Source organism: Thiobacillus sp. SCN 63-57 (assembly GCF_001725555.1).
Classification (GTDB): Bacteria; Pseudomonadota; Gammaproteobacteria; order Burkholderiales; family Thiobacillaceae; genus Thiobacillus.
On record NZ_MEGP01000015.1, the window covers coordinates 16,851 to 37,136 of the forward strand.

Below are 20,286 nucleotides of genomic sequence, written 5' to 3' on the forward strand. Positions count from 1 at the left end.
CTTCACACCATGCCGACCGTTCCGCTGTCTCCCACCGACCTGCGCCTGACCATCGACCCCGCCACGCTCGGGTTCGCCGACACCGCCGAACTGGCGGACGAGGCCCTGCCCTGGATCGGCCAGGCGCGCGCCGAGGCGGCGGCCCGCTTCGGCCTCGGCATGGACCAGCCCAACTACAACCTGTTCGTGCTGGGCGAGGTCGGCAGCGGCCGCTCCTCGCTGCTCCGGCAGGCGATGGTCGAGGCCGCAGCGAACCGGAAGGTGCCGCCGGACCTGTGTTACCTGCACAACTTCGACACGCCCGAGCGCCCCCTGGCCCTGCGCTTGCCGGCCGGCGAAGGACGGCTGCTGCGCCAGCTGCTGGCGCAGGCGGTGAAGAACCTGCAGGCCGACATCCCGCTGCAGCTTGGCGGACAGGACTACAAGACCGAGAGCGAACGCATCGAGAAGGCCTGGAAGGACGACGTGGCGCGGCACTATGCCGAGCTGTCGGCGTTTGCCGAGGCGCGCAGCTTTTCGCTGCACCGCGAGGCCGGGCGCATGGTGTTCACCCTCATCGGCAAGAAGGGGCAGGCGCTCACGGAGGACGAGGTGCTGGCGCTGCCGAAGACGCGCCGCGCGGCGGTGGAGCAGGCCGAGCAGGAGCTGCGCGCCGAGATCGCCCGCTACATCGAGAAGACCCAGCCGCTGGAGCGCGCGATGAACGAAGCGCTGGCGGCGCTGCGGCGGCAGGTGGTGAGGCCGCTGGTCGAACGCGAGCTGCAGGCGATCCGTGACGGGCTGAGGAAGCAGATCAAGGATGCCGCCAAGCTCAACGCCTGGCTCGATGCGCTGGAACGCGACCTGTTCGACAACCTGGAGCTGTTCAATGGCGGCGAGGACGAAGAAGGGCGGCAGGAGGAATTGCAGGCCGCGCTGGCGCGCTACCGGGTCAACCTCGTCGTGGACAACGGCGGGCTGACGGGTGCGCCCGTGATCGTCGAGGACAACCCGCTGTTCCGCGCGCTGTTCGGCAGCATCGAATACCAGTCCGAAAACGATGTGCTGGTGACCGACTTTTCGCGCATCCGCGCCGGCAGCCTGCTGCAGGCGCATGGCGGCTTTCTGATGCTGCATCTGCGCGACGTGCTGGCCGATCCGCTGGTGTGGGAGAAGCTGCGGCGCTTCCTGCGCAGCGGGCGGCTGCAGATCGAGGAGCCGGGCGTGTCGTTCTCGCCGATCGCTGCAGTATCGCTGGTGCCGGAGGCGGTCGACGTCGAAGTCAAGCTCGTGCTGATCGGCTCGCGCGACCAGTATTACGAACTGCAGGAGGCCGCGCCGGAGTTCACCCGCCATTTCCGCGCCAAGGTGGATTTTGCCGACAGCTTCCTGGCCAGTGCCACCACCCGCCGTGCCTCGGCGATTTTTGTCGCCCACGTCTGCCGCGAACATGGCCTGCCGCACTTCTCGGCGGCGGCGGTGGCGCGCCTGCTCGAGGAGTCGCATCGCGAGGCGGGCGACCAGGCACGCGAGAGCGCGATCTTTGCGCGGACCGAGGCGATGGTGATGGAAAGTGCGGCGATCTGCCGTGCGCGCGGACCGGGTCAGGTGACAGCGGCGGATGTCGAGACGGCGCTCGCCGCGCATGCCGCGCGCCACGATTACCCCGAACAGCGGCTGCGCGAGGAGATCGCCGAAGGCGACGTGCTGATCGACCTCTACGGCGAGCGCCTGGGTCAGGTCAACGGCCTCACCCAGATCGACCTCGGCGATTACCGCTTCGGCCTGCCGGTGCGGCTGTCGGCACGCGTCCATGCCGGCGAGGACGGCCTGCTCAACATCGAGCGCGAGGTCGAACTGTCCGGTCCGATCCACGACAAGGGTGTGTTCATCCTGCAGTCCTACCTGGCTGCGCTGTTCGCACATCTGGCGCCGCTGTCCCTCAACGCCTCGATCGCCTTCGAACAGCAATATCACGAAGTGGAAGGGGATTCCGCCTCCTGCGCCGAGCTCTATGCCCTGCTGTCGGCGCTGTCGGGCCTGCCGCTGAAACAGGGCATCGCCGTCACCGGTGCGGTCAACCAGCACGGCGAGGTGCTGCCGGTGGGCGGCATCAACGAAAAGATCGAGGGCTGGTTCGCCGTTTGCGAGACCGCCGGCCTGGACGGCAGCCAGGGCGTGCTGATCCCCGTGCGCAACCGGCGCCATCTGATGCTGGCGCCGCGCGTGGTCGAGGCGGTCGCCGGGGGGCGTTTCCATATCCATACGGCGCAGCTGGCGACCGAAGGGATCGAGCTGCTGACCGGGGTGGCAGCGGGCGAGCCGAACGCAGCGGGACACTATCCCTCCGACAGCGTGTTGGGGCAGGCACAGGAGGCGTTGCTGGCGTTTCGCCGCGCCTGCCAGCAGCAGGAGCATACGCGGGCGCCACGCCGGCATTTCCGTGCTGCCGACCGTCCGCAGCGGCGTTAGCCGCCAGCGGCCGGACGGGGTCTGAACTATAGTGAAAGTCGTTCATTTCTTTGCCAGGAGACGATCATGAACGCACTTCACCGCATGGCGCGCTTTCTCGACGAGCACATGATTCCATTCGACATCGTCGCGCACCCGCACACGCACACCAGCGCCGAAACGGCACGTGCGGCAGGGATTCCGTCCAACCGCGTGGCCAAGGGCGTGCTGCTCGACGGCGTCGGCTGCCAGATGGTGGCGATGATCCCCGCCGATCAGGAAGTCCATCTCGGCAGGCTGGGCCTCGACCACGGCGTGGAATTCAGCCTGGCCGACGAAGCCAGCGTGAGCCGCCTGTTCGGCGAATGCGAGCCCGGCGTGGTACCGGGCCTGCCGAATGCCTGGGGCGTGGAAATGGTGTGGGACGACGATCTGATGGCGCAGCCGGATGTCTATCTGGAAGGCGGGGACCACGAACGCCTGCTGCACATCGAAACCCGCTACCTGCGCGACATTTTCGGCGATGCGCCGCACTGCCACTTCAGCCAGCCGCGCATGCAGCACGTTTCTTGATTGCCGTCTCAGCGTGGTGCCAGGGCCATCAGGCGCCGGGCCGATTCGGTAAAGGGTATGAGTTGGCGGATGCGTTCCGTGTCTGGCGGGTGGGCAGCGGCAATGCCGCCCCCATCGCCGTCGCCCGGGTGGAAATAGGCCAGCGCGCCTTTTTCGAGACTGCAGCCGCAGACCTGCGCCGCCAGCAGTGAACCGAGCCAGTCGGCTTCGCGTTCCTGTTGTTTCCACAAAGGGGACAGCTTGAGTGCCAAGCCGAAATCGCCATTGGCTAGCTGCATGGCGTCATCGCCGTCGTGGGTCCAGTAGGGAGGCTTGCCGGAATAGACGGATAGGGCGATGGCGTCCTCGTCGAAGTGGCGCTGTGCAATGTGGACGATTTCGTGTCCGATCACAAACGCCAGTTGGCAGGATGGCAGCTTCTGCGCCGAAGGCGACAACACGATGACATTCGGCGCAAGGGAATAGGCATCGCCCTCGCTGTCGTCCGGTGCACGCTTGAAATGCACGTCGGACAGGCCGGCGAGTTGGGCCATGCGGGTCCAGGTGGGCTGCGGGTCGAGGTCCGAGCATCCGGGACAGGGCGGGTCGGTCCAGGCATAGTGGCGAAAAGTCGGGGCATCCGGGAACCAGACTGCGGCGGCAGGCTGCGCGGCATGCGCATGAAGGAAACTTGCGCACAGAAGCAGGCTCAGACCTACGCCGTATCTGACGCCTGACCATGCTGAATCTGTCAGGGTGAACATCGCTTCCCCTTTCACAATTGCCGCTTCTGTGAATATAGTCGGCCCTGACGCGACTATTCTTGATGGCCCTGCAGCAAGAAACTACCAAGCACGATGAATCAGAATGCAAGAGAACGAGCCTAATCCCCATCGTCAGCTTGGTCGCGGCATGGCCTTCGTCGCCAGCCTGCTGGTTCTGGGAATGTTCTATCTCTATTTCGAGAACAGTCTGCAGGCACGCGATCACCCCAATCGCGACCTGCAACTCGCGCCGGGTGCCGAACTGGTCCTGAAGCGCAGCAGCAACGGACACTATGTTTTTCCGGGGGCGATCAATGGCCGGCCGGTCAGCTTCCTGCTCGACACCGGCGCCACTCTGGTATCGGTGCCGGCCCATCTGGCGGGTGAGCTCGGACTCGAGGCCGGCGCATATCAGCAGTCGATGACCGCCAACGGCACGGTAACCACCCGTGCCACCCGGATCGGCGCACTGGCCTTCGGGCCCTTCGTGCTGCGCAATGTGCCGGCCAGCCTCAATCCCGGCATGGCGGAGGATCAGGTATTGCTGGGCATGAGCGTGCTGAAGCACCTGGAATTCACCCAACGCGGTGACACGCTGGTGTTGCGCCCGCTGGCCGGCGGATGAAAAAAATCTTGGACATCTGAATCTTATGTGTTATCAATACGCCATCTGTTGGATTCAAGCTTTAAATTGCGGTACCTCTGGTAAGCCTTTTTCCTTGAAATTCGATCGATGGAGCATGTCGCTCAATTTTTTTAGATAGATAGGAAACAAGATGGAAACGGGTACTGTTAAGTGGTTCAACGATGCAAAAGGTTTTGGCTTCATCACTCCGGATAACGGCGGCGAGGACCTCTTTGCACATTTCTCCGCAATCAACTCCAGCGGCTTCAAGTCCCTGCAGGAAAACCAGAAAGTCAGCTTCGAAGTGACGACTGGCCCCAAGGGCAAGCAAGCTTCGAACATCCAGGTCATGTCGTAATCTTTTCGACCTGATGTGAAAAAACCCCGGTTCGCCGGGGTTTTTTTATTTATGCCCTCTGGGTATTGATGCCGTTCGGGCATTTTTGCGTTTCAAGCGAGACCTCCCCATGGCGCTCAAAGCCACCATCTACAAAGCCGACCTGCAGATTGCCGACATGGACCGCCACGTCTACGGCGACCATGCGCTGACGATTGCACGCCATCCTTCCGAAACCGACGAACGCATGATGGTGCGGGTGCTGGCCTACGCGCTGCATGCGCAGGAAGGCATCGCCTTCACCAAGGGCCTGTTCGATGTCGACGAGCCGGAAGTGTGGGTGAAGAACCTGGTGGGCGAGATCACACTGTGGATCGATCTCGGCCAGCCCGACGAGGCGCGCATCCGCCGCGCGTGCGGTCGCGCCGAACAGGTCGTGGTGCTGTGCTACAGCAGCAGTTGCGACGTGTGGTGGAAGCAGATCGCCGGCAAACTCACGCGCTTTGCCAATCTGACCGTGTGGCAGCTGCCCGCCGAAACCAGCCAGGCGCTGGCGGCACTGGCCGCACGCAGCATGCGCCTGCAATGCATGGTGCAGGATGGCGAAATCTGGATCAACACCGACACCGCCAGCGTACCGGTGAAGCTGGCTACGCTTCAGGCGGCGGCATAAGCCTCATTTCGCGGGCGGACAGTTCTTGATGCACACCGTCTCGGTCACGCGCTGGCCGCCGCAGCCGACGAAACAGGTGTCGTAGGCCGGCAGGCAGCCGCAGTCGGCCTTGCACTCGGATTTTTCCAGTTGCGTGCGCACGCCTTCGCGCGTCGGCATTACCGGTTCGCGATAGGGCGGCGGGAAATAGGGTCCCGGCCACGGGTCCCACCAGTAAGGGTAGAAGGGATAGCGGTTCATCCAGTCGAACTGCATCTGCATTTCATAGTGCCGCAACGCCGCCGCATACTGCTTCAACTCGAGTTCGTATTTTTTCAACGCATCGAGATAGCGTGCTTCAACCTGGGGCTCGAGCGCTTTCACGCAGGTCTGGTAGCGGGTCTGGCAATCGTTCTGGCAGGTCGCTTTCTTGGCATCGCAGCTCTGCACGCAGGCGCGGCCCTGCGCGTCGGCTGGCGGGATCAGCCGGACGGTCGTCTGGTATTGCGGCGTGGCGCAGCCGGCCAGGACTGCGAACAGGGTGGCCGCGATGAAGCGAAACGGCGAAGCGGGCAGGCGCATGATTCGATCCGCAAAATTAACGATGCCTTCGAAGCATAGGATGGTTTGCGGCTTATGGGGTTCCCAGAAAACGTGTTTCGAGTTCCTGCAGGTTGAGTTCAACCAGGATCTGCTGCAGGCGTTCCCGTGCGTTCCGGCGCGGCGCGTTTGCCTGGGTGGCGATGATGAGTTCGTTCTTCAGCGAGTGCTCCCAGCCCACCAGCTCGGTGACGGTGACCGCATAGCCGTGCGATTCCAGCTGCAGGCAGCGCAGCACGTTGGTCAGCTGGCTGCCGAATTCGCGGGTGTGGATCGGGTGGCGCCAGATTTCCGACAGCGGGGTTTTGCCGAAGGATTCGTTCTTGTGCTTGCGCAACACGGCCGCGACCTCGGCCTGGCAGCACGGCACCAACACGATGTGGCGGGCCTTTTTGGCGAGCGCGAACTGGATGGCGTCGTCGGTCGCGGTATTGCAGGCATGCAGCGCGGTGACGATGTCGATGCGTGGCGGCAGGCTCTCGGTGGTGATCGATTCCGCGACCGTCGCATTCAGGAACGACATGCGCTCGAACCCCAGCCGGGCCGCCAGTTCGCGTGACTTTTCCACCAGGTCGTCGCGCGTCTCGATGCCATAGATGTGCGCACCGGGACGCGCCTTCAGGAACAGGTCATACAGAATGAAGCCCAGATACGACTTGCCGGCGCCGTGGTCGGCGAGCGTCAGCGTGTCCTGCCGGCCCAACACGTCGTCCAGCAGTGGCTCGATGAAGTTGCACAGGTGATACACCTGCTTCAGCTTGCGGCGGCTGTCCTGGTTGAGCTTGCCGTCGCGCGTCAGGATGTGCAGTTCCTTCAGCAGCTCGACCGACTGGCCGGGGCGCAGCACCTCGGCCAGCGGGTCGGTGTAGGCCGCTTTTGGCGCGCGGCTGGCGAGGGGGGCGGCGCGCTTCATGCCGGGCCGAGCAGGCGTACTTCGCGCTGCGGGAAGGGAATCTGGATGCCGCGCTCGCGGAAGGTTTCCAGCACGGCCTGCGTGACCTCACCCCCTGTGACGTAGAAATCGGCCGTCGCAGTCCAGGGGCGGATCGCGATCTGCACGCTGGAATCGGTCAGCGCCAGCACGCGGATGAAAGGCTCCGGTTCCTGCAGGATCTTCGGGTGCGCGCGCAGCAAGTCCTGAATGGTGGCAAGCGCTTGCCGGATGTCGGTGTCGTAAGCCACGTTGACGATCACGTCGAGCTGTCGCAGCGTGCCGAAATTGTGCAGGATCTCGCCGACGATCTTGCGGTTGGGGATGACGATGCGCGAGCGATCGGGATGGCTCAGCACGGTATTGAACAGCTTGATATCCTCGACCGTGCCCTCCTCGTCGACGATGGAAATGTATTCGCCCACGTGGAACGGCCGGGTGAAGAGGATCGTCAGCCCGGCCGCCAGGTTGCCCAGCACACCCTGCATGGCCAGCGCGATGCCCGCACCGGCCACGCCCAGCCCGGCGATCAGCGGCAACAGCTGCACCCCCAGGTTCTGCAGCGCCATGATGAGGAACAGACCCAGCACCAGGATGCGCACGATGCGAACCAGCAGCACGCGTAGCGGCTCGTCGAGCCCGAGTTTCGCCAGCATGGAGTCGACCAGCTTGCCCACCCAGCGCCCGACGTAATAGCCCGCCACCAGGATCAGCAGCGCCACCAGCAGCTTGGGGCCGAACTGGACGGCCAGCTCGATCGCGGTTTTCTTGGCGTATGCCAGCGTTTGCAGTTGTTCGTCCATGATCGGGAAAAGGCAGGGGGAAGACCGAAGGGTATCAAAACCCCCGGCAGGGCAGAACCGGCCGGTTGATCCCGCGGGGACGGTTTCCGGGATAATGCCGACTTGCTGATTCCGATTCCAGATCCAAAGTGGCGCGAAGCCGAGCCGCAGACAGTGCCGTCGCACGGCAAGGCGAAGGCGACAAAGCCAGGTTGGATCTGGAATCGGAATGAAAGGGTTTTACCGTGTCAGTCGTCAATATCTCCTGCTACAAATTCGTTTCCCTCGCCGACCGCGAGGCCTTGAAGGCCGATCTCAACGCGCGCTGCCTTGCCCTCGACCTCAAGGGCACCATCCTGCTGGCGCCGGAAGGCATCAACGTGTTCCTGGCCGGCTCGCGCCAGGCGATCGACGCCATCGTCGCCCATCTGCGTGCCGATCCGCGCTTCGGCGATCTCGCGCCCAAGGAGAGCCTGTCGGCCGAGCCACCGTTCAAGCGCATGCGGGTGCGGCTGAAGAAGGAAATCATCACCATGAAGCACCCGCTGATCCGTCCGGAGGCGGGCCGTGCGCCCTCGGTGCCGGCCGCGACGCTGAAGCAGTGGCTCGATCGCGGCTGCGACGACGAAGGCCGCCCGGTGGTGATGCTCGATACCCGCAACGACTACGAAGTCGCCGCCGGCACCTTCGAGAACGCCGTCGACTACGACATCGGCGTCTTCAGCGAATTTCCCTTGCGGCTGGCCGCCCATCTGCCCGACTATGTCGGCAAGACCGTGGTGTCGTTCTGCACCGGCGGCATCCGCTGCGAAAAGGCCGCCATCCACATGAAGGCGATCGGCATCGAGCATGTGTACCAGCTCGAAGGCGGCATCCTCAAGTATTTCGAGGAAGTCGGCGGGGCGCATTATCGCGGCGATTGTTTCGTCTTCGACGAGCGCGAGGCGCTGAGCGCGGACCTGCAGCCGGCGGCGGGACGCCTGCATCGCTGATCGCCCGGCCCCGACGGGGGGTGGCCGCTCTCCATGTGAATAAAAACAAGACAAAACAACTGCTTGTGAAAAAGCACCCGATTGCACAGGGCTTGCCCGCTAGCAGGGGCATCGTTGATCGAACGGGTGTGCGGCGCGCGGCCATTCGTTTTTTCCAACCTCAAGACGGAACAGGGCCTGGCAGACATCATTGCCTTCATCGAGCGGGAGGGCATGCTGCAGGCGGCCTGACTACTCTTGCCGCACGATATCGACCGAGATCTCCACCGCCGGAATCGTTCCCCTGTTTTCAAGCCAGTGCAGGGTGTTCCTGTCCTCGGGCCAGCCCACGCCCGGCCCATAGTCCGTCGCGACGCCATTCCGATGGTCTGTGATCGTTCCTTGCAGGATGTAGACGGTGCCTGGCCGGTCCTTATGGTCGTGAAGCGGGCCGAAGACGCCACTAGGCTCGATGGTCACCATGCGCATTCGAAGTTGGCGCCCGGCCATGCCCTCGATCTCGGGACCCAGGTCAACCGTCGAAAGTAACTTCACCGTCACCCCTTTCGTTTCGGGTGCCATCTGTTCGTTGCTCATCGTGACTCCTCTCTGTAATTCCAGGGCCAACGCCGAACTGACCCGACCACAATACGTGGCTGCTGCGGAGCGGTCATTCCCTGTTGGGTTCCGTGTTGAACGACAAGTTAGACTTCAGCGGACAGGATCTCCTGTTTCTTTCTCTTGAATATCGTTGATGAGGAATTCCATTTCCGAAATTTCACGCCGTTGGGTCTGGACGATTCCATCTGCAAGTTTTCTTACGCGGGGGTCTGCGATGCGCGCGCGTTCACTCGTGAGAATCGCAATTGAATGATGGGGAATCATGGCTTCCATCCATGCAACATCTCCCACCGTTACCTGGCTCCTCACGAGCCACAGACCCAAACCGATTAAGCCGATGCTGCCGACGACGATCACTGTGTTGGCGCGTCGATCCTTATACATGTGGCGCATAAAAAATAGCATGACCAGCGACATGCAGCCAGACATGATCAAGGTCATGAACATGCGGGTTTGACTGAACCAAACATGACTGAGTTGATAGGTGTTCAGGTACATCAAACCGAACATCAGAAACGATGCAGCCAAAATCATGAGCAGAAAGTTTCTGTATGGGTGCATCTTCAGCCTCCAGTATCGCAATGATTGTTAATGGTCCTTTCAGTGCCTCATCTTTGGAATATTGGGTTTTCAAGAGTGACGCGGCTATAGGCATAATCTGCTGAGGATGTAGGCGCTCGACGAATGAATGCTGCTGGGCATGGGATCGTGAATAGACCGCTTTCGCCGCATCGACGGTCATTCGATGAACAAGCCCCAACAGTCTCTTCTCTATCGGTATCTGCCATTCCCTAAACTCCCGGTCATCAATTCAGCGCCCGGATCGACTGCATCGGCGGCACGCGCGTGATGTGCCGCGTGGTGAGCCAGCCGCTCATCCCGACCAGCAGGGCGCCGGCCACCGGCAGCGCGAGCCATAGCCACGGATGCAGGCGCAGCGGCAGTTCGAACAGGCGCTGGGCGATCAGCGCCATGGCGATTTCGGCGCAAGCGCTGGCGAGCAGGCCGGCCAGCAGGCCCAGGGCGAGAAATTCGCTCCACAGGCTTTTGGCCAGGTAGGCGCGCTGGGCGCCCAGGGTGCGCAACAGGACAGCCTCCTGCTGGCGGGCGTCGAGGCTGGCCAGCAGCGTGGCGATGACGACGGCGATGCCGGCGGCGAGCAGGAATCCCAGCAGCAACTGGATGGCGCCGATGATCTGGGCGAACACCGCTTCGAGGTTGGCGATGAGCCGGTCCAGTGCGAGCACGGTGATGCCGGGGAACATCTTGATGAAGCTCGGCAATACGCTGGCCGCATCGGGGGGCACGTAGAGGCTGGCGATGGAACTGGCGGGCAGGGCATCGAGCTGGCCGGGGGCGAAGATGACGAAGAAGTTCGGCTGCATCGAGTCCCATTTCACGCTGCGAATGCTGGTGATGCGGGCGGCGAGCGTCTGGTCGCCGATCCGGAAACCGAGCCGGTCGCCGAGGGCCAGATGCAGGCGTTCGGCCATGCCTGATTCGACCGAGATTTCGGCGACGCGGCGGTCGCCGTGCCAGTGTCCGGCGAGTACGGCGTTGTTGGCGGGCAGAGTGGCGGTCCAGGTCAGGTTGAGTTCGCGCCGCAGGCTGTTGGCATCGCGCGCCTCCGGCGGCAGGGTGGACGCGATGGGGACATCATTCTTGGTGGTGAGGCGGCCGCGGACCATGGGATAGAGCGCGGAGGCCTTGAGATGGTGTTGCGACAGGTAGGCGGCGACGGATTGCTGCTGAGCGGGGGCGATGTTGATCAGGAAGTAGTTGGGCGCATCCGGCGGCAATTGCTGGCGCCAGCCGGCAATGAGATCGCTGCGTACCAGTGCCAGCAGCGCCACGAGAAACAGGGCCAGGGTGAAGGCGCCGAGCTGCAGGGTGCTGTCGAAACGGTGGCGCAGCAACTGGGCGAGTCCGAAGCGTACCGGGCCGTGGCTCATTTTCTGGACACCGCGGCCGGCTGCCAGCGCCAGGCGCGCCAGCAGGGCCAGCACGACGATCAACCCGGCCAGTGCGCCGACGAACACGCCGATCAGCCTGGCGTTGCCTGCATACCAGGCGATCAGCAGCAGCAGCGCCGAGCCGCTGATCGCCGCGCTGAGCCATGCAGCGACCGGCAACGGCGGCAGGTCGCGCCGCAGCACCCGCAGCGGCGGCACGCGGACGAGGCGCATCAACGCGGGCAGGCTGGCGCCCGCCAATGCCAGCAGGCCGCTGAAGACGGCAGCGCCCACGGGCGCGAGCCCAAGCGACGGCAGGCGGGTGACGGCATCGGGCAGGACCAGCAGCGCCAGCGCCTGCTGCATCAGCGCGCCGATCGCCACGCCGATCAGACTGCCCAGCAGGCCCAGCGTGAGCAATTGGACGGCATACAGCGTACGCAGCTGTGCCGTGGTGGCGCCGAAGCATCGCAGCAGCGCGGCCTGGTCGTAATGCCGCAGCGCATGACGATGGGCAGCGATGGCGATGGCGGCCACCGACAACAGCAGGCTGATCAGCGCGGTGAGCTGGATGTAGCGGTCGGCATTGGCGAAGGCGCCGCGCAGGGTCTCGACGCCTTCGCGCGAGCCGATGAGGCGCTGGGTTCTGTCGAGCCGGGATTTCAGCGCGGCGCTGAATGCGGTGAGCTGCGCCGGGTCGCCGGCAAATTGGTACAGGTAGGTCACGCGACTGCCGGGCTGCAGCACGCGGGTTTTCGCGACTTCATCGGCGCGCATGAAGACGCGCGGCGCGAGGCCGAACACGCCGCCGAGCTGGCCCGGTTCCTCGGCCACGATTCCGGCGATGGTGAAGCGGGCTTCGCCGATCTGCACGCGATCGCCCACTTTGGCCGACAACAACGGCAGCAGGTCGGGGGCGACATAGATCATGCCGGGTGGCGGCTGCGCGGGACGTGCGGTGCCGGCCGCGAAGGGGCGGTCGGCGATGCGCACGCTGCCGCGCAAGGGATAGGACGCATCGACGGCGCGCAGGGTGGCGAGCTGGAAGGCGTCGCCCTTGGCGAGCATGCTGGGAAATTCGAGCGCCTGGCTGCGCGCAAGCGGGCTGGCCGTGCCTGCGCTTTTTGTAACGACGAGATCGGGCCAGTCTTCGATCGGCCGTGGGCTGGTGACCAGCAGGTCGGCACCGAGGAAGCTAGCACCCTGCTCGCTCATGGCACGCTTCAGGCGGTCGCCGAGAAAACCGGTGGTGCTGACGCTGCCGACACCGATGATCAGCGCCAGCAGCAGCACGCGCCATTCGCCGCTCGCACGTTCGCGCCGCAGCAGCCACAAGCCGAGCCGCGCGAAGCTCATGCAACGGCCTCTTCGCGCGCGCGGCCCGCGACCAGGTGCAGCCGGCGCTGGCAGCGCGCTGCCAGCGCGTCGTCGTGGGTGACCAGGATGAGCGTGGTATGGGCGGAGGCGTTGAGTTCGAACAGCAGCTCGATGATGCGTGCGCCGGTGTCGGCGTCGAGGTTGCCGGTGGGTTCGTCGGCGAACACGATTTCCGGATCGGTGGCGAAGGCGCGTGCGATGGCGATGCGCTGTTGTTCGCCGCCGGACAGCTGGCGCGGCGTGTGGGTGGCGCGTGTGGCGAGGCCGACGCGGTCGAGCCAGTGGGCGGCGCGTTCGCGCGCGTCGGGGCGGCCGGCCAGTTCCAGCGGCAACAGGACGTTTTCCAGGGCGGTGAGCGCGGGCAGCAGCTGGAACGACTGGAACACGAACCCGATACGGCCCGCGCGCAGGCGGGCGCGGGCGTCTTCGTCGAGCGCATCAAGACGCTGGCCGAGCAGGGTGATCTCGCCTGCGGAAGGATGGTCGAGTCCGGCCAGCAGACCCAGCAGGGTTGATTTCCCGGAGCCTGACGCGCCGGTGATGGCGAGCGTCTCCCCCGCTTTGACGGCGAGTCCGACTTCGCTGAGGATGTCGAGCATGCCGCCGGCGGTCGGTATGCGCTGGGACAGGTCGCGTGCCAGGACGACGGTATCAGGGAACTGGGCGCTGTCGGGAGGCGTCATTGGATGGGATCAGGTCAAGGTGGATGAATGAATTATCGCGTGTGGCTGCTGTTGTTGCTTTGGATTCCGGGCTGGGCGGCGGCGAATCCCTGTTCCCTGTTGATTGTCGGCGACAGCCTGAGTTCCGGCTATGGGCTGGCTACCGGCTCGAGCTGGGTGGACCGGCTCGGCGCGCGCCTGAAGAAAACGGCGCCGGACTGGGATCTGGTCAACGCCAGCGTGAGCGGCGACACCACGCAGAACGGCCTGCAGCGTCTGCAGCCTGCGCTCGATCGGCATCATCCGCAAGGCGTGCTGATCGAACTCGGCGGCAACGATGCGTTGCGCGGCACGCCGCCCGGAACGATCCGGCAGAACCTGGTGACGATGATCCGCCAGGCGAAAGCGGCAGGCGCCTGGGTGGCCTTGCTGGAGGCGCCGGTGTTGCCGAATTACGGCAAGCCGTATGCCGATGCGGTGGCCAAACTGTACGTCGACGTGGCGCGCGAGGAAAAAATCGTCCGCGTGCCGTGTTTTGTCTGCAAGGTTGCGGTCGTGCCGGGCATGATGCAAGCCGACGGCATCCATCCGAACGAAAAAGCCCAGGGCGCGATGCTCGATGCCGTGTGGCCGCACATCAAGCCGAAATTGCGCTGCACGGTGAAGAAGTCATGAGCGCCGCAGCCTGTCCGTGCGGATCGGGCCGTCCGCTGGCGGACTGCTGCGGTCGGTTTCATGCTGGCGAGCGGGCGCCGGACGCCGAAAGCCTGATGCGTTCGCGCTACAGCGCCTACGTGCTGGGACTGGAGGACTATTTGCGCGCGACCTGGCATCCCGCGACCTGTCCCGTTGCGCTGGGTCTCGACGCGGTGCCGCGGCCGCAATGGTTGGGGCTGACGGTGAAGGCGCATACGCCGCTGGACGAAACCCATGCGACGGTCGAGTTCGTCGCACGCTACAAGCTCAACGGCCGTGCTTTCAAACTACACGAAACCAGCCGCTTCGAGCGGGTGGACGGACGCTGGCTGTACGTCGACGGCGAGATCCGGGAATGAAACGAACCAGGCCCGCTTGCGCGGGCCTGGTTCTGCTTCTCGTGAAACGGTGGGGTGGATGATGGGACTCGAACCCACGACAACAGGAATCACAATCCTGGACTCTACCAACTGAGCTACATCCACCATTGTTGTCGCCAGCAAGGCTGGCAACGAAAACCTTGGCCTGCCCGACAGGAATCGAACCTGTAACCCCCAGCTTAGAAGGCTGGTGCTCTATCCAGTTGAGCTACGGGCAGAGACTCACTTCTCGGGCACGATCACTTACTGTCTGGGGGTGGTCGGGGTGAGAGGATTCGAACCTCCGACATCCTGCTCCCAAAGCAGGCGCGCTACCGGGCTGCGCTACACCCCGAAATCCTATCGGCGTCCGGCATTCCGGGCGCATTTCGGAGAGGCGAGACTATACCTTGGCGAATCGGCCGGGTCAATTTTCGCTTGAGTCGGAGGGGGGGTTTCCGGGAAAATCACCCTTTTGCTTCAGGGTTGTCTTGATGAGCGCACGTATCCTCGACGGCAAGGCCATGGCCGACACCATCCTCGCAGTGGTCCACGACAAGGTGGCCGAACGCGAGGCGCAGGGCAAACGCCGACCCGGCCTGGCGGTGATCCTGGTCGGCGACGATGCCGCTTCGGCCGTGTACGTGCGCAACAAGAAGCGTGCCTGCGAGCGGGCCGCCGTGAACAGCGTGTCGCACGATCTGCCCAGCGCAACCACGCAGGACCAGCTGCTGGCGCTGATCGACACGCTGAACGCCGACCCGACCATCGACGGCATCCTGGTGCAACTGCCGCTGCCGGCGCACATCGATGCCGAGACGGTGATCGAGCGCATCCGCCCGGACAAGGACGTCGACGGCTTCCACCCCTACAACATCGGCCGGCTGGCGGTGAAAATGCCGACGCTGCGTCCGTCCACGCCGCGCGGCATCATGACGCTGCTGCGCGCTACCGGCGAGGAGCTGCGTGGCAAGAATGCGGTGATGGTCGGCGCGTCCAACATCGTCGGCCGGCCGATGAGCCTGGAGCTTCTGCTGGCCGGCTGCACCATCACCGTGTGCCACAGCGCTACGCGCGACCTGGAAAGCTTCGTGCGCTCGGCCGAGGTGCTGGTGGTGGGGGTGGGGCGGCCACGCATGATCCCGGGTGACTGGGTGCGCGAGGGCGCGATCGTGATCGACGTCGGCATCAACCGCCTGCCCGACGGCAAGCTGGTCGGCGACGTCGATTTCGATACCGCAGTCGAACGCGCCAGCTGGATCACGCCGGTGCCCGGCGGGGTGGGACCGATGACCGTCGCGACCCTGCTGGAGAACACGCTCGAAGCCGCTCTGATGCATAACCCCTGAAGGGGATTAGCCCTGGTGTAGTGCCCTTAAATACGCCACATCGACGAACGGCTGGCTGAGTTCGGCCCCGGCGAGTCGCTGGTTTGGCGCACCGGGTTCGCCGAGATCGGAGAGCACGACGGCCGCGCCGGTGAAATCGTGATCCAGCGTGTAGTCGTTGACCGTCACTAGCGTTTTCAGGCCGGCGCCCAGGCTCGCGCGCAGGCCATTCTCCGAATCCTCGAACGCCAGGCAGTCGGCGGCGGCAAGGCCCATTTTCTCCAGCGCGTAGTGATAGATGTCGGGCGCGGGTTTCTTCGCTGGCACGATGTCGCCCGCCGCGATCACTTCGAACCAGTCCTGGGTGCCGGCGCCCAGGCTATGTTCCAGCAGTACGGTGACGTTTTCCGGCGTCGTGGTGGTGGCGATCGCCAGGCGCAGGCCGGCGGCACGCGCCTCGACCAGCAGGCGCTTGACCCCGGGGCGCATGGGAATGCCGCCTTGCGCGGCCAGCGCACTGTAAATTCGGGTCTTGGCCTTGTGCAGTTCGGCCACCAGTTCGTCGAAATTGTCCGGCTTCCTATAGTCCGGCCGGAAGTGGTCGATATAGTGCTTCATCCGCTCCTTGCCGCCGGTGACGGCAAGCAGTTTGCCGTAGAGCGCGACGTCCCAGTGCCAGTCGAGACCGGCGTCGGCAAAGGCCTGGTTGAAGGCGGGCCGGTGGCCGTCGCGTTCGGTGTCGGCAAGCGTGCCGTCCACGTCGAAGAGTAGGGCGTGTAGTGTCATATGGTTGCGGCGCGTAAGCGATTCTGATATTAAAGCAGGTTGGGCTTGGTCCGGATTAGACCGAAATTTTCAAAGAGAACAGAGAACGAGATGGCTGAAACTTTGATGCGCTTCGAGCCTTACAAGGCCAAGAAGGGCGAAGAATACATGAACGCGAAACAGCTCGCGCATTTTCGCAAAATGCTCGAGGCCTGGAAAGCCGAACTGTCGCAGGATATCGATACCACCCTGCATTCCATGCAGGACGAGCAGACGGTTTTCGCCGACCCCAATGATCGCGCCACTCAGGAGTCCGACATGGCGCTGGAACTGCGCAATCGTGACCGGGAGCGCAAGCTGATTAAGAAAATCAACGAGACCATCGCCAAGATCGACGCCGGGGATTACGGCTACTGTGAATCCTGCGGGGTCGAAATCGGGCTGGAGCGCCTGCAGGCACGCCCGACGGCGACGCTGTGCATCGACTGCAAGACGCTCGAGGAAATCCGCGAGCGCCAGGTCGCCAAATAACAACAAGAAGAAGTAGCGCCAGGTCGCCTGTTCAGGGCGCCTGGCGTGTAGCAGAATAAACCGGCGGCGTCCCGTCGCCCCACCAGACTCGCTGCGGAGAGAGCCATGGCAGACCTCGACGAATTCGACCGTTATTACAACGGGCTGCTGTACAGTGTGATGCGCTGGGACCAGTTGACGTCGTTCTGGCAAAAGGTGGACACCGGAGCGGGCTGGTATCTCTATGCGGTGGGGCAGGATGTTCCTGCGGAGCCGGCTGCCGCCGACAAGGTGCAGCAGTTCATGCGCGAACTGGATGAATTGCTGCGGCGCGAGCATCACGAGGATTACTGCGCGATTGTGTATGCGGACAACCTGGATGCGCCCAACTTCATCAAGATCTATGACCCCAACCATCTCGGCAGTTCGTGCGGATCGAGTGCAACCAAGTCATCGATCCTTCCCGGCTGGCTGATGAGCCGCACGCCGCCGCGTGAACTCGAGATGCACGGGGTAGTGACCGGCCAGCGCAAACGCTGGTGGCAATCGTTTCTCGCCAGTACGGCATAAAAAAACCGCGCCCGAGAGCGCGGTTTTTTGTGTCCTTGAAGAATTACTTCGCGGACTCGGCCGGAGCGGCAGCGTCAGACTTTTTCTCTTCAGCTTTTTTGGCAGCGTGCTTCTTGACATGCTTCTTGACGTGCTTCTTGGCCTTGGGCGCAGCAGCGGGCTTTTCTGCGGCGGTGGCGCCAGCAGGTGCGGCGGGTGCTGCATCGGCAGCCATGGCGGACAGGCTGAAAGCGCCGGCAATCGTAGCGGCAACCAGGGAAGACAGCAGTTTGTTCATGAGTTTCTCCATATGATCAAGTGAAAGATATGCGGCCACTGATTGCGACTGCATGGAGGGCACTATGCGGTGCGATACTTACATGAACCTTACGAATTCGCCCGATCAGAACATTGTTATTCGCGATGGACTGAAGGCCGGATGGCCTGAGTTTGTGTCAGACTTCAAATATGAAGATCCTGCTCGTGGAAGATGATCCGACCCTGGGTGAGGCCGTCATGCTGGCGGTCCGGCAGGCAGGCTTCGCGGTTGATTGGAGCCGCGATGGGGTACAGGCCGAGACCGCACTGAAGACCTATGCCTACGACGCCATGCTGCTCGATCTGGGGCTGCCGCGACGGGAAGGCCTGGAGGTGTTGCGCAATGCGCGCAAACGCGGCGCAACCCTGCCGGTGATGGTCCTCACCGCACGCGATACGGTGGAGGATCGCGTGCGCGGTCTCGATGCGGGCGCGGACGATTATCTGCTGAAACCGTTTGCGCTGGATGAATTGCTGGCGCGGCTGCGTGCCTTGTTGCGGCGGGCGCATGGCGTGGCCGATACCCAGATTCGCATGGGCCGCTTCTGTTTCGACAGCGTGAAGCGGCAGGCCAGCGTCGACGAGACGCCGTTGGTGTTGTCGGCTCGCGAGGTGGAGGTGCTCGAAATTCTGCTGAGCCATGCCGGGCGTGTGACGGCGAAGGAGGCGATCGCGGATCGTCTGACGGGATGGGATGACGGCGTAGGCGACAACGCGGTGGAAGTCTATATCCATCGCCTGCGCCGCAAGCTCGAGGGTTCCGGCGTGGTGATACGCACACTGCGCGGTCTGGGCTATCTGCTGGAAGCCGAGCGTTGAACGGGGAAAGTCAGACAAGCCTGCGGCGGCAGTTGATCGTCCGCATGCTGTCGATGATGCTGCCGCTGTTCATTCTATTGTGGGTGATCGCCTATTTCTCCAGCCAGTACTTCATCAATGCGGCGTTTGACCGATCGCTGATCCGGCGTACGTTCGCGCTGGCCGATCGGGTCGAGGTCATGCAGGGGCAGGTGCAGGTGGACCTGCCGGTTGCCGCGCGCGAATTGCTGGTGTTCGACCAGGAGGATTTGTTGTTCCACAGCATTACCAATCCGGCCGGACGTGTCATCGACGGCGAGCAGGATATGCCGCGGCTTCCTGACCATCAGGATATCCGGCCGGGCCAGTTGGTCGTCTATGACGGCATCAAGGACGGCGAGAAGGTCAGGGTGGCTGCTTTTGGACTTTCGCTCAAAGGCACGAGTGCGCGTGGGACCGCCCTGGTCCAGGTGGGCGAGACGCTGTCGCACCGTTCGGCCATGGCCGAACGCGCCACGCTGGCGATCGTGATTCCGATGCTGCTGATGACCCTGACTGCGGCGATCGCCATTGCCTATGGCGTGCGGAAGGGGCTCGAGCCGCTGAGCCGGCTGCGCGATCGGCTGTCAGCGCGGCAGGCGTTCGATCTGAGCCCGGTTCCTCTGGGAGAGACCCCCGCCGAGCTGCGCCCGTTTCTGGATGAAATCAATTCGCTGCTGCAGCGCCTGTCCGAAGCGGTGGAGTCGCAATCGCGTTTCGTCGCGGACGCCGCGCATCAGCTCCGCACGCCGATCGCGGGCATCCGCGCGCAAGCCGAGGCAGCGCTGGCCGGCGCGCGACACGAGGATGCCCAGCATGCGTTGTCGCGTATTGCCCAGTCGACCCGGACCATGGGCGATCTGGTGCAGAAGCTGCTCATTCTGGCGCGTGTCGATGCGGCGGAAAACACCTTGCGCCTGAACCGGCTGGATGGCGTGGACGTGGTGCGGGAAGTTGCGCGGGAGTGGGTTCCGCGGGCCTTGGCCAGCGGGGTGGAGATTGGTTTCGACATGAAGGACAGCGAGGCCTGGGTGATGGGCGATGCGCAATTGCTGCGGGAAATGCTCGCCAACCTGATCGACAATGCCTTGCGGTATGGCGGCACGCGCATCATGCTGACGGTCCGGCGTTCCGAACAGGGCGTGATCTGGCAGGTGGCGGACAATGGGCCGGGTATCCCGGAGTCGCAGCGTGCCGCAGCCTTTTCGCCATTCCATCGGCTGTCGGGCAGCGTGGAGGGTGCCGGACTCGGCCTGACCATCGTCCAGCGAATCGCCCATTTGCATGGCGCACAGGTGAGCCTGGGAACAGGGGCAGAGGGGGTGGGTCTGGTCGTGAACGTCCTGTTTCCTGCGGCACCCGCACAGGCATAAAAAAACCGCGCCCTTGAGCGCGGCTTTCTGTGGCGACAAACAGCGTGGTCAGCCTGCCGTTTCCGGCGTTTCGTTGTCGGTGGCGGCCGGTGCGTCCAGCAGTGCCTTCATCGACAGGCGCAGGCGGCCTTTCTCGTCGGCTTCCAGGATCTTCACCTTCACGATCTGGCCTTCCTTCAGGTAGTCGCCGATGGTGTTGACGCGCTCGTGGGCGATCTGCGAGATGTGCAGCAGGCCGTCGCGGCCCGGCAGCACGTTGACGATGGCGCCGAAGTCCAGCAGCTTGATGACCGGG

24 protein-coding genes and 3 tRNA genes are annotated in these 20,286 nt (G+C 63.8%); 13 read left to right on the forward strand and 14 right to left on the reverse strand.

All coding sequences use genetic code 11. The features are described from left to right. Window positions 1-9: 9 nt before the first annotated feature. Together ABT23_RS06970 and ABT23_RS06975 are read left to right on the forward strand one after the other, a co-directional pair. On the forward strand, window positions 10-2,451 hold the full coding sequence (locus ABT23_RS06970) for an AAA family ATPase (RefSeq protein ID WP_296633111.1): 2,442 nt from the start codon (window positions 10-12) through the stop codon (window positions 2,449-2,451). Between the two features lie 66 nt (window positions 2,452-2,517). Next, entirely contained in the window at window positions 2,518-3,003 is a 486-nt protein-coding gene (locus tag ABT23_RS06975; protein WP_296633112.1) for a YbaK/EbsC family protein, read from the forward strand. Window positions 3,004-3,011: 8 nt separating this feature from the next. Here ABT23_RS06975 and ABT23_RS06980 read toward each other — a convergent pair whose 3' ends face one another. After that, the gene (locus tag ABT23_RS06980) at window positions 3,012-3,746 is read right to left on the reverse strand and encodes a M48 family metalloprotease (RefSeq protein WP_296633114.1); all 735 of its coding nucleotides are present in this window, start codon (window positions 3,744-3,746) and stop codon (window positions 3,012-3,014) included. A gap of 103 nt (window positions 3,747-3,849) precedes the next feature. On the opposite strand from ABT23_RS06980, the gene ABT23_RS06985 reads away from it, so the two are divergent. From ABT23_RS06985 to ABT23_RS06995, 3 genes are all read left to right on the forward strand, one after another. Continuing rightward, window positions 3,850-4,371, forward strand: coding sequence for a TIGR02281 family clan AA aspartic protease (locus tag ABT23_RS06985; RefSeq protein WP_296633117.1), 522 nt, complete (start codon window positions 3,850-3,852; stop codon window positions 4,369-4,371). Between the two features lie 151 nt (window positions 4,372-4,522). After that, window positions 4,523-4,729, forward strand: coding sequence for a cold-shock protein (locus tag ABT23_RS06990; protein ID WP_018507521.1), 207 nt, complete (start codon window positions 4,523-4,525; stop codon window positions 4,727-4,729). Window positions 4,730-4,838: 109 nt separating this feature from the next. Continuing rightward, complete coding sequence (locus tag ABT23_RS06995; RefSeq protein WP_296633119.1) at window positions 4,839-5,381, forward strand: YaeQ family protein; 543 nt, start codon at window positions 4,839-4,841, stop codon at window positions 5,379-5,381. A gap of 3 nt (window positions 5,382-5,384) precedes the next feature. Here the strand turns inward: ABT23_RS06995 and ABT23_RS07000 are convergent, their stop codons facing one another. The 3 genes from ABT23_RS07000 to ABT23_RS07010 are packed head-to-tail and all read right to left on the reverse strand — an operon-like array spanning window position 5,385 to window position 7,694. Further along, the gene (locus ABT23_RS07000; RefSeq protein ID WP_296633121.1) at window positions 5,385-5,942 is read right to left on the reverse strand and encodes a hypothetical protein; all 558 of its coding nucleotides are present in this window, start codon (window positions 5,940-5,942) and stop codon (window positions 5,385-5,387) included. 52 nt (window positions 5,943-5,994) lie between these two features. Further along, entirely contained in the window at window positions 5,995-6,873 is an 879-nt protein-coding gene (locus ABT23_RS07005) for an SAM-dependent methyltransferase (RefSeq protein WP_296633123.1), read from the reverse strand. Next, complete coding sequence (locus ABT23_RS07010; RefSeq protein WP_296633125.1) at window positions 6,870-7,694, reverse strand: mechanosensitive ion channel family protein; 825 nt, start codon at window positions 7,692-7,694, stop codon at window positions 6,870-6,872. The genes ABT23_RS07005 and ABT23_RS07010 overlap by 4 nt, the downstream gene beginning before the upstream one ends. Before the next feature lie 224 nt (window positions 7,695-7,918). On the opposite strand from ABT23_RS07010, the gene ABT23_RS07015 reads away from it, so the two are divergent. After that, on the forward strand, window positions 7,919-8,665 hold the full coding sequence (locus ABT23_RS07015) for a sulfurtransferase (RefSeq protein ID WP_296633129.1): 747 nt from the start codon (window positions 7,919-7,921) through the stop codon (window positions 8,663-8,665). Between the two features lie 231 nt (window positions 8,666-8,896). Here ABT23_RS07015 and ABT23_RS07020 read toward each other — a convergent pair whose 3' ends face one another. From ABT23_RS07020 to ABT23_RS07035, 4 genes are all read right to left on the reverse strand, one after another. Continuing rightward, entirely contained in the window at window positions 8,897-9,241 is a 345-nt protein-coding gene (locus tag ABT23_RS07020; RefSeq protein ID WP_296633132.1) for a cupin domain-containing protein, read from the reverse strand. A gap of 114 nt (window positions 9,242-9,355) precedes the next feature. Beyond that, window positions 9,356-9,826 (reverse strand): DUF305 domain-containing protein, encoded by a 471-nt coding sequence (locus ABT23_RS07025; RefSeq protein WP_296633134.1) that lies wholly within the window; start codon window positions 9,824-9,826, stop codon window positions 9,356-9,358. 245 nt (window positions 9,827-10,071) lie between these two features. Beyond that, window positions 10,072-12,573 carry an FtsX-like permease family protein gene (locus ABT23_RS07030; protein ID WP_296633136.1) on the reverse strand — a complete coding sequence of 834 codons (2,502 nt, stop codon included), beginning with the start codon at window positions 12,571-12,573 and terminating at the stop codon, window positions 10,072-10,074. Then, entirely contained in the window at window positions 12,570-13,277 is a 708-nt protein-coding gene (locus tag ABT23_RS07035) for an ATP-binding cassette domain-containing protein (protein ID WP_296633138.1), read from the reverse strand. Before ABT23_RS07035 ends, ABT23_RS07030 begins: the two co-directional genes overlap by 4 nt. A gap of 27 nt (window positions 13,278-13,304) precedes the next feature. On the opposite strand from ABT23_RS07035, the gene ABT23_RS07040 reads away from it, so the two are divergent. After that, on the forward strand, window positions 13,305-13,931 hold the full coding sequence (locus ABT23_RS07040) for an arylesterase (protein WP_296633141.1): 627 nt from the start codon (window positions 13,305-13,307) through the stop codon (window positions 13,929-13,931). Beyond that, window positions 13,928-14,311, forward strand: a complete 384-nt coding sequence (locus ABT23_RS07045) for a YchJ family metal-binding protein (protein ID WP_296633144.1) — start codon at window positions 13,928-13,930, stop codon at window positions 14,309-14,311. The genes ABT23_RS07040 and ABT23_RS07045 overlap by 4 nt, the downstream gene beginning before the upstream one ends. A 50-nt stretch (window positions 14,312-14,361) precedes the next feature. Here the strand turns inward: ABT23_RS07045 and ABT23_RS07050 are convergent. From ABT23_RS07050 to ABT23_RS07060, 3 genes are all read right to left on the reverse strand, one after another. After that, a tRNA-His gene (locus tag ABT23_RS07050) sits at window positions 14,362-14,437 on the reverse strand. A 36-nt stretch (window positions 14,438-14,473) separates the two neighbouring features. Next, window positions 14,474-14,550: transfer RNA gene (locus ABT23_RS07055), tRNA-Arg, on the reverse strand. A gap of 39 nt (window positions 14,551-14,589) precedes the next feature. Next, window positions 14,590-14,666, reverse strand: a tRNA-Pro gene (locus ABT23_RS07060). 139 nt (window positions 14,667-14,805) lie between these two features. Here ABT23_RS07060 and folD point away from each other — a divergent pair. Beyond that, window positions 14,806-15,660 (forward strand): bifunctional methylenetetrahydrofolate dehydrogenase/methenyltetrahydrofolate cyclohydrolase FolD, encoded by an 855-nt coding sequence (gene folD, locus ABT23_RS07065; protein WP_296633146.1) that lies wholly within the window; start codon window positions 14,806-14,808, stop codon window positions 15,658-15,660. Window positions 15,661-15,666: 6 nt separating this feature from the next. On the opposite strand, the gene ABT23_RS07070 is transcribed toward folD, so the two are convergent. Continuing rightward, window positions 15,667-16,425: an HAD family hydrolase gene (locus ABT23_RS07070; protein WP_296633149.1), complete on the reverse strand. Its 759-nt coding sequence runs from the start codon at window positions 16,423-16,425 to the stop codon at window positions 15,667-15,669. A 90-nt stretch (window positions 16,426-16,515) separates the two neighbouring features. Between ABT23_RS07070 and dksA the strand changes: the two genes are divergently transcribed. Both dksA and ABT23_RS07080 read left to right on the forward strand, forming a co-directional pair. Beyond that, window positions 16,516-16,935 carry an RNA polymerase-binding protein DksA gene (gene dksA / locus ABT23_RS07075; RefSeq protein WP_296633152.1) on the forward strand — a complete coding sequence of 140 codons (420 nt, stop codon included), beginning with the start codon at window positions 16,516-16,518 and terminating at the stop codon, window positions 16,933-16,935. Between the two features lie 105 nt (window positions 16,936-17,040). Beyond that, on the forward strand, window positions 17,041-17,484 hold the full coding sequence (locus ABT23_RS07080) for a hypothetical protein (protein ID WP_296633154.1): 444 nt from the start codon (window positions 17,041-17,043) through the stop codon (window positions 17,482-17,484). 43 nt (window positions 17,485-17,527) lie between these two features. Here ABT23_RS07080 and ABT23_RS07085 read toward each other — a convergent pair whose 3' ends face one another. Further along, the gene (locus ABT23_RS07085; protein WP_296633158.1) at window positions 17,528-17,761 is read right to left on the reverse strand and encodes a hypothetical protein; all 234 of its coding nucleotides are present in this window, start codon (window positions 17,759-17,761) and stop codon (window positions 17,528-17,530) included. Between the two features lie 170 nt (window positions 17,762-17,931). Between ABT23_RS07085 and ABT23_RS07090 the strand changes: the two genes are divergently transcribed. Both ABT23_RS07090 and ABT23_RS07095 read left to right on the forward strand, forming a co-directional pair. Next, entirely contained in the window at window positions 17,932-18,600 is a 669-nt protein-coding gene (locus ABT23_RS07090; RefSeq protein WP_296633162.1) for a response regulator transcription factor, read from the forward strand. Next, window positions 18,597-19,991 (forward strand): sensor histidine kinase, encoded by a 1,395-nt coding sequence (locus tag ABT23_RS07095; RefSeq protein WP_296633165.1) that lies wholly within the window; start codon window positions 18,597-18,599, stop codon window positions 19,989-19,991. Before ABT23_RS07090 ends, ABT23_RS07095 begins: the two co-directional genes overlap by 4 nt. A 48-nt stretch (window positions 19,992-20,039) precedes the next feature. On the opposite strand, the gene ABT23_RS07100 is transcribed toward ABT23_RS07095, so the two are convergent. Continuing rightward, window positions 20,040-20,286 (reverse strand): S1 RNA-binding domain-containing protein (locus ABT23_RS07100; protein ID WP_296633168.1); only part of this gene is annotated, 247 nt, incomplete at its 5' end.